This window comes from Cloacibacterium sp. Arc13 (assembly GCF_041431305.1).
Taxonomy (GTDB): Bacteria; Bacteroidota; Bacteroidia; order Flavobacteriales; family Weeksellaceae; genus Cloacibacterium; species Cloacibacterium caeni_B.
The window spans coordinates 187,747-200,090 of record NZ_JASMRM010000002.1; the positions used below are offsets into that span (position 1 = coordinate 187,747).

General features: G+C 32.4%; 9 protein-coding genes. 7 read left to right on the top strand and 2 right to left on the bottom strand.

The window, feature by feature from the left end; genetic code table 11:
• The first annotated feature begins 45 nt into the window (after window positions 1-45).
• The 7 genes from recQ (at window position 46) to QO190_RS02845 (ending at window position 6,711) form a co-directional block, all read left to right on the top strand.
• A complete protein-coding gene (gene recQ / locus QO190_RS02815) occupies window positions 46-2,247 on the top strand; it encodes a DNA helicase RecQ (RefSeq protein WP_371461240.1) in 2,202 nt (733 codons plus the stop codon).
• 89 nt (window positions 2,248-2,336) lie between these two features.
• Window positions 2,337-2,540, top strand: a complete 204-nt coding sequence (locus QO190_RS02820) for a hypothetical protein (protein ID WP_371461239.1) — start codon at window positions 2,337-2,339, stop codon at window positions 2,538-2,540.
• A 20-nt stretch (window positions 2,541-2,560) separates the two neighbouring features.
• Entirely contained in the window at window positions 2,561-2,944 is a 384-nt protein-coding gene (locus QO190_RS02825) for a DUF2251 domain-containing protein (RefSeq protein ID WP_371481256.1), read from the top strand.
• Window positions 2,945-3,051: 107 nt separating this feature from the next.
• Window positions 3,052-4,455 (top strand): dihydrolipoyl dehydrogenase, encoded by a 1,404-nt coding sequence (gene lpdA / locus QO190_RS02830; RefSeq protein WP_371461237.1) that lies wholly within the window; start codon window positions 3,052-3,054, stop codon window positions 4,453-4,455.
• 298 nt (window positions 4,456-4,753) lie between these two features.
• Window positions 4,754-5,233 carry a hypothetical protein gene (locus QO190_RS02835; protein ID WP_371461236.1) on the top strand — a complete coding sequence of 160 codons (480 nt, stop codon included), beginning with the start codon at window positions 4,754-4,756 and terminating at the stop codon, window positions 5,231-5,233.
• A 165-nt stretch (window positions 5,234-5,398) separates the two neighbouring features.
• Entirely contained in the window at window positions 5,399-5,833 is a 435-nt protein-coding gene (locus QO190_RS02840) for a VOC family protein (RefSeq protein ID WP_371461235.1), read from the top strand.
• 41 nt (window positions 5,834-5,874) lie between these two features.
• Window positions 5,875-6,711 carry a S1 RNA-binding domain-containing protein gene (locus tag QO190_RS02845; protein WP_371461234.1) on the top strand — a complete coding sequence of 279 codons (837 nt, stop codon included), beginning with the start codon at window positions 5,875-5,877 and terminating at the stop codon, window positions 6,709-6,711.
• Window positions 6,712-6,741: 30 nt separating this feature from the next.
• Here the strand turns inward: QO190_RS02845 and QO190_RS02850 are convergent, their stop codons facing one another.
• Entirely contained in the window at window positions 6,742-10,671 is a 3,930-nt protein-coding gene (locus QO190_RS02850; RefSeq protein ID WP_371461233.1) for a T9SS type B sorting domain-containing protein, read from the bottom strand.
• A gap of 136 nt (window positions 10,672-10,807) precedes the next feature.
• The gene (locus QO190_RS02855) at window positions 10,808-12,343 is read right to left on the bottom strand and encodes a flotillin family protein (protein ID WP_371461232.1); all 1,536 of its coding nucleotides are present in this window, start codon (window positions 12,341-12,343) and stop codon (window positions 10,808-10,810) included.
• Between the last annotated feature and the right edge of the window lies 1 nt (window position 12,344).

A 12,344-nucleotide genomic window follows, 5' to 3' on the forward strand; every position in this document is an offset into this window, starting at 1 on the left:
TTTATCTTTGGTAAGATGCAAATTTAGTAAAACTTACTTGAACAGATGAAGACTAAACATGAAGATTTAACAAGTGCACTAAAAAAATATTTCGGATTTTCTACTTTTAAAGGAAGACAAGAAGAAATTATTTCCACATTATTGAGTGGTAATGATGTTTTCGTATTAATGCCAACTGGTGGTGGTAAATCGTTGTGTTATCAACTTCCTGCACTTCTTTCAGAAGGAACTGCCATTGTAGTTTCTCCGCTGATTGCTTTAATGAAAAACCAAGTAGATGCCATTAATGGTATTTCTGCCGAGGAAGGAGTAGGTCATGTCCTGAATTCTTCTCTCAATAAAACCCAAACAAAACAAGTTTTTGATGACATCAAAAGCGGCAAAACCAAGTTGCTCTACGTAGCTCCAGAAAGTTTAGTAAAAGAAGAATACCTTAATTTTTTAAAAGAAATAAAAATTTCTTTCGTAGCGATAGACGAAGCGCACTGTATTTCGGAATGGGGACACGATTTCCGTCCAGAATACAGAAATCTCAAATTAATTATTGATAAAATTGCAAAAGTTCCTGTAATTGCATTAACTGCAACTGCTACACCTAAAGTTCAGGATGATATTCAGAAAACTCTAGGAATGAACAATGCTTTGGTCTTTAAAGATAGCTTTAATAGGCCCAATCTTTACTACGAAATTCGTCCTAAAGTAAATGTTGACAGAGAAATTGTAAAATTTATCAATCAACACAAAGGTAAATCAGGAATTGTTTATTGTCTCAGCCGAAGAAAAGTAGAGGAATTCTCTCAGTTATTGCAGGTAAATGGAATCAATGCATTGCCATATCACGCTGGTCTTGACCAAAAAACCAGAGTGGCGAATCAAGATAAATTCTTGATGGAAGAAGCAGACGTAATTGTGGCTACCATTGCTTTCGGAATGGGAATTGATAAGCCAGATGTAAGATTTGTCATTCATTATGATATTCCAAAATCGCTAGAAAGTTATTACCAAGAAACGGGTAGAGCTGGTAGAGATGGAGGAGAAGGTCATTGTCTTGCTTTTTATGATCCAAAAGATATTGAAAAATTAGAAAAATTCTTAGCTCAAAAACCAGTTTCTGAACGTGAAATCGGACTTCAACTTTTGAATGAAGTAGTAGGTTATGCCGAAACTTCTATGAGCAGAAGACAATATTTACTCTATTATTTCGGAGAAGAATTTGACCCAATCAATGGTGATGGTGCTAAAATGGATGATAATTCTGTAAACCCACCTAAACTAAAAGACGCTTCTAAAGATTTGAAAAAAGTCTTGGAAATCGTAAAAGATTTGGAAGAAAAATTCAGAACCAAAGATTTAATTTCGATTATTTCGGGTAAAGAATCTGCCACTACCAAAGCTTACAAATTAGAAAATTCTAAACATTTCGGGATTGGGAAATCTGAAAATGACAATTATTGGAAATCCATCATCAGACAAGCTACCGTACAAGGTTATTTGACTAAAGATATAGAAACTTACGGCGTTCTGAAGCTTTCTGAGAAAGCTAAAAATTTCCTTTCTGGAAAAGAAACTCCAGAATTTATGATTGCCGAAGATAGAGAATATGATTTGGCAGCGATTGCAGATGCAGAACAAGTTCAGGTACAAGCTGGTGGTGGTTTAGATCAAAATCTTTTCGCTCAGTTAAAAGAGTTGAGAAAAAAAGTAGCCAAAAAACATGGTATTCCACCTTACACGGTTTTCATGGATCCAAGTTTGGAAGATATGACTGTACAATATCCAATTTCGGTAGACGAAATTGCAAAAGTCTATGGAGTTGGTGAAGGAAAAGCTAAAAAATACGGAAAAGAATTTGCAGAATTCATCGCGAAATATGTAGAAGATAACAACATTGAGAGAACTCAAGACATGGTGCTGAAAACAGTTGCCAATAAATCTTCACACAAAGTTTTTATCATTCAGAATACCGACAAAAAAATAGATTTAGAAGATATTGCTAAAGCGAAGCATCTCAGTATGGATGATTTGCTTTCTGAAATGGAATCTATTGTTTATCAAGGGACTAAACTCAATATAGATTATTACATAGAAGAAAATTTTGACGAAGATATTGTAGATGATTTTATGGATTTTATGAAAGAATCCGAAAGTGATTCTATGAAAGTTCTTTTGGCGGAATTTGGTGATGATTTAACGGATGAAGAAGTAAGAATGCTGCGAATTAAGTTTATTTCTGATGTAGCGAATTAATAATTGAAAAATATCTAATTCCCACAGATTACGCAGAAAGCACAGATTAATTTCTGTGAAAATTTGTGAAATCTGTGGGAAAATAATATATGAAAAAATCTATCCTTTTTATCCTTCCAGATCTTAATGCAAGTGGTGCAGAACGCATTGTGACGACCATTGCCAATCATTTATCCGTATCAGAAATTTTAGAACAAAATCATGACTCGGAAGCGATTAAAAATTCAATACAATCTAGATTTTCTAAAGAAATGATTTTAGATAAATATTTTGAGGTTTTTAAAGAGATTTAAATATAAAAAGAGAATTATACATTCATAATGAAGAAGAATTTTATGTTGGAAAAGAAACTGTAGTTGATAGTTTTTTTGATAATTTAGATTATGGTGTTGCTTTTGAAGATGATGAAAATACAGGTTATTTTTATGCTGTGAATATTGTTGATGATAATTTTGAAATTATAAATGCTGTTCATATTTATGATGTGGAAAATATTGTAGATAAAAATATCATATCTAATATCAAGATTTTATGGTCTGAAGATTTCAATAAAGCATATTTAAAGATTAATAATTATTTTCATGCGGTAATTGATTTTGAGAATAGAAAAGCATATTCTAGAAACAACTTTCCTCCTGCTAATAATGATGAATGGGAAAATCTAGAACTGACAGACAATTTATTGTTAGAATTGTAAAATTAGATGTTATTTCAATATTATAGAACTTTCTGAAAAGCCTTTGTCTCTTTGTCTTAAAATACGTAATTTAGCAGAAATTAAGTTTTAATAAAAAATAAAATAAAATGTCACAATTTGATGTTACTGTAATTGGTTCTGGACCTGGTGGTTACGTAGCTGCATTAAGATGCGCACAATTAGGTTTCAAAACTGCTCTTATCGAGAAATATTCTACTTTGGGAGGAACTTGCTTAAATGTAGGTTGTATTCCGTCAAAAGCGCTTTTAGACAGCTCAGAACATTTCGAAAATGCAAAGCATAATTTTGCAAATCACGGAATTATTATCAACGAACCTCAAGCTGATTTGGCGAGAATGGTGGCTCGTAAAAACGAAGTAGTAGACCAAACTACTAAAGGAATTAATTTCTTGATGGACAAAAATAAAGTAACTGTTTTTGAAGGTTTGGGTAGTTTCGAATCTGCTACTCAAGTAAAAGTAACGAAAAATGATGGTTCTTTTGAAATTTTAGAAACCAAATATGCCATTGTTGCTACAGGTTCTAAACCATCTACTTTGCCTTTCATCACTATAGATAAAGAAAGAATTATCACTTCTACTGAAGCGTTGAATTTAAAAGAAATTCCAAAACATTTAGTAGTAATAGGTGGTGGTGTAATTGGTTTAGAATTGGGCTCTGTTTATTTGAGATTAGGTTCTCAGGTAACCGTAGTAGAATATATGGACAAAATTATTCCAACAATGGATGGTTCTTTGTCTAAAGAATTGACTAAAGTTCTTAAAAAACAAGGTATGAAATTCATGCTTTCAACTGGAGTTCAATCTGTAGAAAGAAACGGAGATTCTGTAAAAATTACAGCGAAAGACAAAAAAGGAGAAGAAGTAAGTGTAGAAGGAGATTATGTTTTAGTTTCTGTAGGTAGAAAACCATTTACAGAAGGTCTTGGCTTAGAAAAAGCTGGAGTAGAACTAGACGAAAGAGGAAAAATAAAAGTAAACGATCATTTACAAACCAATGTTGCGAATATTTATGCAATAGGTGACGTAATCAAAGGAGCTATGTTAGCTCACAAAGCGGAAGAAGAAGGCGTTTTCGTAGCTGAAACTTTAGCAGGTCAAAAACCACACATCAATTATAACTTAATTCCAGGAGTTGTTTACACTTGGCCAGAAGTTGCAGGAGTGGGTAAAACCGAAGAGCAATTAAAAGAAGAAGGAGCAGCTTATAAAGTGGGTTCTTTCCCAATGAGAGCACTTGGAAGAAGCCGTGCTTCTGGAGATATTGACGGATTAATTAAAATTTTGGCTGATGAAAAAACAGACGAAGTTTTAGGGGTTCACATGATTGGTGCAAGAGCTGCAGATTTAATTGCAGAAGCTGTAACTGCTATGGAATTCCGTGCAAGTGCAGAAGATATTTCTAGAATGTCTCACGCGCATCCTACTTATGCAGAAGCGATTAAAGAAGCTGCATTAGACGCTACCGGAAAACGTGCGATTCACATGTAATTTTTGATTGAAAAATTTAAAAATATTTAAAGATAAAAGAGAAGTTTCGGCTTCTCTTTTTTATTTGGGCAGCAATTTCCTCGTTCCGCTCCCGCTTTTTTGTTTCGCTTCGCTACACAAAAAGAGCTCCGCTCAACTCGGGCTGCAATTCGGTTATCATTTAGAAAATTTCTGCAACTTTTTTTGTACATTTGGTTTTATATGTTTCTCGCAGATTTCGCAGATTTTGCGGATAATTGAAAATAAAAAATCTGTTTAATCAGCCAAATCAGCGAGAGAAATTAAACTATTAATAATCATGAAAAAACTAACTCTATTTTTACTTTTCTTAAGCTTCATTTACGGTTTTTCTCAAAACTTAAATTTGATAAAAAAGGAAGTTGAAAAAATTAATAACTCCAATAATTTTAAAATAAAGACCGTTCCAAATAATTATTTTGTAGATATAAAAAATGAAGTTACAGATAATGGACAAGAGTTAAAAGGCTATTATCAGAATAATCAATTGAAGAAAATAACACATTCTGTAGGACTTTCACTTTGGAAAATTATTCGAGAATATTTTTACTTTAAAAATGAATTAATTTTTGTTTTAGAAACTAAATTTCAAACCAATGATGAAAATGGATTTATAAATAATCCAAAGCTTATCTATAAAAATAGTTACTATTTCAATAATAATAAATTGATCAAGAAAATAGTAAAGGAAACTTCTGATACAATTGATTTTGTTAAAGAAGCTAATGAACTCAAAAAAGATTTAAAAAACTATAAATAATCAAATGTTTCAGCCTCTCTTTTTTTGTACATTTGATTTTATATGTTTCTTGCAGATTACGCAGATATTACAGATAATTGAAAATAAAAAATCTGTTTAATCAGCTAAATTAGCGAGAGAAATTGAAAAATTCTAAAATTTCACCATTTCAAAAAAATTAAAAATATGATTACAAAACCTATATTTCCATGTCTTTGGTACGATGGAAAAGCCAGAGAAGCTGCAGATTTTTATTGCCAAATTTTCCCTAATTCTAAAATCCTTTCGGATAATGGAATGGTCATAAAATTTGAACTGAACGGAAGAGAATTCATGGGATTAAATGGCGGCCCGAATTTCAAATTTGATGAAGCTGTTTCTTTTTGCATAGAATGCGAAACGCAAGAAGAAATAGATTATTACTGGGAAAATCTCCTAAAAAACGGTGGAAACGAAAAAGTTTGCGGTTGGCTTTCAGACCAGTTCGGAATGTGTTGGCAAGTCTATCCTAAAGTTTTGATGGAATTGATGAATGACGTCGAAAAAGCACCAAAAGCAGTAGAAGCATTTCAGAAAATGGTAAAATTTGATATACAAGCTTTACTTGATGCTGTGAAATAAAACCTTACCTTTGCAAAACTTACCAATTATCAATTACAAAAATGCAGTTAGGAAAAACTCAAACTTTAAAAATCGCAGAAAAAAATACCTCTGGACTTTTCTTAGAATCTCAAACCGGTGAAAGAGCTTTTTTGCCTAAAATTTTTGCAGACGAAAATGCAGAAATAGGCGATGAAATATCAGTTTTCGTGTATCAAGATGATTCTACTTTGAAAGCTACTACAGAAATTCCGCTTTGCGAAGTAGGAGAGTTTGCAGTGATGACTTGCGTGCAATCTTTGCCAAGTGGCGCTTTTATGGATTGGGGAATTATCAAAGATTTATTTATTCCTTACAAACAACAAAAAGGTAAAATCCTCGAAGGAAAACGTTATTTGGTTTACGTCTATGTAGATGATGTTTCAGATAGAATTACGGGTACAACTAAGTTTAAGAGAAATCAGTCTTACGAAAATGTTCCTTTCAAAAAAGGGGAAGAAGTAAATCTTATCATTGCTGGAGAATCAGAAATTGGGTTCAATGTAGTGGTAAATAAAAAATATTTGGGCTTAATTTACAGTTCGGATGTTTTCAAAAAATTATATCCACTATCTGAAGAAACAGGCTACATCAAAACCATCAGAGAAGACGGTAAAATAGATGTTACGCTTCAGAAACAAGGTTATGAAAACAATCATGATGAATTTCAACAGAAAATTCTTCAGAAATTAGAAGAAAATTACGGAATTCTCTATCTCTCAGACAAATCAGAACCCGAAGAAATTAAGCAAGAACTGCAAATGAGCAAAAAGAATTTCAAAAAGGCAATTGGCGGTTTATATAAAGACCAAGTCATAGAAATTCTGGAAGACAAAATCAGACTCATCAACGAAGAATAAAACAAAAAGAGCAGAAATTTCTGCTCTTTTTTAATTTCTATTTTTAATTAAAACATAACCTTGTAAAATTCGTCCGTCTGAAACTTTCAGAACATACCAATATGTTCCGGTTGGTAAAATTCTGCCATTAATTTGTCCGTTCCATTCAAAAGTTCCATTGATAATTTTCTTCAAAACAGGAGTGCTAAATCTGTCTAAAATGTTGATTTCTGAGTTAGGATAATTTTCCATTCCAGTAATTTTCCAAGTGTCATTTACGCCATCAAAATTTGGAGTGAAAGTATTCGGGATATCAAAAATGGTAAAATTCATTTCGCCAATAATACAGCCCAATTTCGTTTTTACATAAACCGTATAACTTTCATTATTTAAATTCGGAAACTCTGGGTTGCTTTGCCAATTTGAATTATCTAAAGAATAAACAAAATCACCATTTGCCGAAAGTAAAATTTTCGCATCATTATTCGTGATTTCCACTTTTAAAATATTGGCTAAAATAGATTGATTGACTAGGGTAGAACTTGTATTTTTACAATCAGAGCTGTTGGTAACTTCTACAGTATATTTTCCTGCTTCTGAAATGGTAATTATTCTCTTATCCCAAATAACAGTAGGCGAAGAATCTTTTGTCCATTCATATTTTTTGAAACCTGCACCTGCATCTATATCTACGGATAAACCTTTACAAAATTCTGCATTTGCAGGAAGATTAACAACAGGTTTTGGATTGAGTTGAAGTTTTAACTGAACCATTTTCCAACAACCATCTGCGCTTTTCACTTTTACATTAAAAATATTAAAACCAATGATAAGATTTCTATTGGCAAAATCAGCAATTGGATTGTTGTTTTGGTCAAAATATTCAAAACTGTAAGTGTTAGAACTTATAATAATATTTTCTTGATATTTTCTTAAATCTTCGGTTTTATAATTGGCGGTAGTATCATTGCAAAAGGTTAGTTGATAGTCATTTGCAGGAAGTGAATTGGCAGTTAAAGTAACTTTAATTTCTAGTTTTGGACTTTCGCAATTATTTAAAGTTTGTGTAACAAAATAAGAAGTGTTGTTTTGAAGAACAGTTGTGTTTGGTAATACATTTCCTAGACTATCATAAAATTTCAAAGAAATTCCTGTTACAGCCAAATCTTTGATTTGAGCATTTCTGGAAGTACAAAAATCTTGATTTGCATTTCCTGTAGGAAGTGGAGTAGCATTTACCTTTAATTGAATAGAAATCTTATCACTTTCGCAGCCATTAATGGTTTGTGAAGCGTAATAAGTAGTTCCATCAATCAATGGAGTTGCAGTATTTAAAACATTTCCAGAATCGTCATACCAAATAATATTTTGACCAATTATCTGAATGTCTGAAATTTTTGGAGCATCAATCGCACAAAAAGTTTGAGGTGAAGTAGCTGTTGGCAAAGCAGGAGAAGTAATAATTACTTTTTGAGTTTGCGTAAAAGTATTTCCGTTTCCATCATCGTATTTCCATGTGATGGTGTACGTTCCGGGAGTAAAATTTGATGTTTGGTGGGTAGTAGTTGCAACAATAATATTTCCACAGCCATCAGTTGCGGTAGGAGCTGTTAATTTGGTATTGCAATCACCTTTTATGTCTGGTAAATCCGTAACATCTGGTTTTGGTGGAGCAGGGCTACCAATTATTACATTCAAAGTAAATATTCCACCACAAGTATTGGAACCAGTCATTCTTACAAAATACTCTCCAGAATCTGAAATTTGAGCATTTTTAATCACTGGATTTTGGTCAAAAGAATGAAAACTATTAGGACCGAACCATTCATAAGTATCTCCACCTTCAGCTTTTAATTCTAAATCTTTTCCGTTACAAATTGGGGTGTAACTTACTTTTACATTAGATTCACAGTCTGCGAATTTTGCGATGTAAACATCATTACTAAATCCTGTTTGCTGAAATGTTCCTGGTGTAGCTATACCTTTTGTATTTTGGTGATTTAATCCAGAGATATAGATGAAGTTATTTCTATCTTTGGTAATAAATCCAAGTTGAACTCCATTATTCTCTCCTCTGTAATAGGTAATCCAATCAATTTGGTTGTCTGGTTTAATTTTTATGTAAAAGTCAGAATATGGTGCGAAAGTATTGATATAAGCATTTGGTGTCGCTATATGAAAAGGATGCCATATTGTATTTCCTGAAAAAAAAGTATTTCCATAATCATCTACATAACTACAGTCATGTATGGAAATATCCCAAAAATTATTTTCAATAATCTTATTAGATGGAATATCAACTTTAACAATTCCAGCCTTGTAAGGATCAATACCTTTTCTCAAGAATTTGCCCGTAATGTATAAAGTATTGTTTATGATTCTACCATTAATTAAGTAGTCATCACCATCAAAACCAACATAGCTACTTTTAACAACGCTTTTACCATCATCAGAAAAAACTACATATAAACCATCTCTTTCATACTGAATAGAAGAAAGAAGTGTTGGTTGAAATGCATCTTTTATAAATAGTTTATTAGAATATGTAGTTCCTAATAAATGTATTTTATTATTTGATATATTAATTATTTTAAAAAAACCTGTTGATGCGTCTTCTCCACCAAAATATGAACTCCAAATCATATTTCCATCAAGATCTAATTTGCTGAGAAATCCATCACTTTCATTAGATTTATTATATTCTTGAAAACTGCCAACCGTTCCTAGAGAGTTTTTACTTCTAGTTACACCTGAAATATAAATGTAATTTTCAGCATATGAAATGTCATAAGGATAATCAACTCCAGGTCCGCCAAAAAGTTTTTCAAAGACTAAAAAACCATTTGAATCTAATTTTAATAAAAATATGTTTCTATTAAATTGTGATGAGATTTTACCAGATATAGTGCCAAGAAAGTATACATTCAAATCATCATCAAAGTCAGCCCCATTACCTTCATCTTGTAAAGCAAATCCATAATAGGTACCCCATTCTCTTTTTCCATCTTTATCTAATTTAGCAATAAAAGCATCACTATAACCTCCTCCATAAGAAGTTTGTGCTGAACCAGCTGTAGCAATATTGTTATAACTACTTGTGGAACCTACTAAATATACGTTACTATTTTTATCAGTTTCTATTAAGCTATAATCACTTCCAATTCCTCCATAATACGTCCCCCAAATCCTCGTAGGAACAGGATCTATAACCACTGTTTTATCAAAAGAATCTTGTGGAGCAGCAAACCCGAAAACTCCGTTTTCCATTTCCCTGAACTGAACAGATAAATCTGTTTTTTTAGAAGGTTCTTCCATCCAAGAATGCGGTATGTTTTCTTGCATCTCTCCAAATCTTAGATTCATAGAGAGTTTCCCATCTTTGAGTTTTGTTTTAGCTCCTTTAAATTTGAGTTTAATGTCAGAAATTTTTCCTTTTGGATGGATAATGAAGTTATACTCAATGGTTTTAGCAGTATCTTTTGGTTTGAAGAAAACCAAATCTATATTGGGATAAATGTTTTTATAAGTAATTTTTTGGTAACGGTGAACTTCTGTTACGCCTTTTGGTTTATGGGGAATGTTGTAGTAGTTTTCATAATCCGTAGATTTTCCTTCTGCTATGATTTCTGGGTTTTTATTGGAATTTAGAAAGTCTATGTCAACTCTATGAAACTTAAATTTATAGTCAAACTCATCTTTTGGTTTTCTATCAAAAGCAGTTAAAGAATTTTCGACTTTAGATTTTTTCTTTTTCGTTTTTTCTACTTCGTAAACGTCATAAGAAAAACCTTCCTTTTTGATTTGAACATTTAGTCCACCAGAATTAAATAAATATTTAACTTTAGAATTGGCATTTCCCTTTTGGTCAATAATTTGACCTTTGTTTTCATAAAAATAAAAATCAGATTGCGATTGCAATTTTTGCTGAGAAAACACAGAAATAAAAAACGAAAATATAAAAAGAAAATAGAGTTTTTTCATGGTTATTTTTAGACCTTCAAATCTACTAATTCCATTAGTGATGACAAAAATTTTAACTCAAAAAATAGATGAAATTTCGAGAAAGAGTAGGTTTTAGAAAAACAAAAAGAGCAGAAATTTCTGCTCTTTTTTAGGGTTATGCTTTTGGAGATTCACCTTCTGGTTTTGTAGGTTTTTCTTCTATTATTTTAGCATCCTCTTCTTTAGGATTTTCGCCTTTTAAGTAAGACGGAAGATTAAGTCCTGCCATATTGAATAAATCATTCAATGGAGGAACCGTTTTCATCATTCCCGAAACAAAATTTGCGGTAGAAGTGTTTCCTTCAGGATTGTTTCCGCCATCCCAAACAGTAATTTTATCAATTTTAATATTTTTAACTGCTTCCACTTGAGTTTTTACCAATTCTGGTAATTTCTCAATCAATAATAATTGGAAAGCACTATTGGTATCACCACCTGCAGCTTTTACAATTTGGTCGTAACCTTCTGCTTGTTTGGTTAAGATTTCATAAAGACCTTTTGCTTCTGCTTCCATTTTGGCAAAAATCGCGTCTGCTTCACCTTTTGCCTGAAGTCTTATTTTTTCTGCTTCTGCTTCTGCATCAATAATGGCTTTTTGTCTTGCAATTTCAGCTGGAACTACAATATTGGCATTCTGTGTAGAACGTTCTCTTTCAGCTCTTGCTGTTTCAGCTTTTTGTTCGGCTAAGTAAGATTCCTCTAAAGCTTTTGCCGATTGTACTTTTTCAGCGGCCATTGCTATTTTCAGCGCTTCCGCTTCTTTTTCACGTCTTTGTGCATCAGAATTGGCAATGGTAATTTTCGCTTCGTTTTCTCCTTTTACAGCAATAGAGTTGGCTAGAGAAGTTGCGATTCTCGCTTCTTTTTCAGCTTCAGCTTTACCGATGCTTTCATCTTTTTTAGCTGAGGCAATGCTTACTTCTCTATCTTTTTGAGTCACGGCTATTTTTACATCTCTGTCTCTTTGTGTTTCTGCAATGACTACATCTTTTTCTCGGTCTGCACTTGCTTTACCTGTTTCTCCGATTTTTTCTTGCTCTGCTACAGAAATTTTAGCTTCGTTAATCGCTTTTGCAGCAGCTTCTTTCCCAAGAGCTTCTATGTAGCCAGATTCATCTTTAATATCGGTTACGTTTACGTTAATAAGTTTTAAACCAATTTTTTTAAGTTCTGTATCTACGTTTTTAGAAATATTATCAAGGAATTTATCTCTATCTGAGTTAATTTCTTCAATCGTCATGGTAGCAATCACCAAACGCAATTGACCAAAAAGAATATCTTTAGAAAGTTCTTGAATTTGTTCTGGAGCAAGTCCTAATAATCTTTCTGCAGCATTTCCCATAGAATCTGGCTCGGTAGAAATAGCGATGGTAAACCTACAAGGCACGTCTACTCTGATGTTTTGTCTAGAAAGCGCATTGGTAAGATTGGCTTCAATAGAAATAGGTTTAAGGTCTAGATAAGCAAAATCTTGAATAACAGGCCAAATAAAAGCACCACCTCCGTGAATACATTTAGCAGATTGACCGCCAGTTCTTCCGTAGATGACTAAGATTTTGTCAGAAGGACATCTTTTGTATCTAGAAATAAGGGCTAGAATAGTTACAAATATTACAAATGCAACAATAACGATAATAATAAAAGGTTCCATT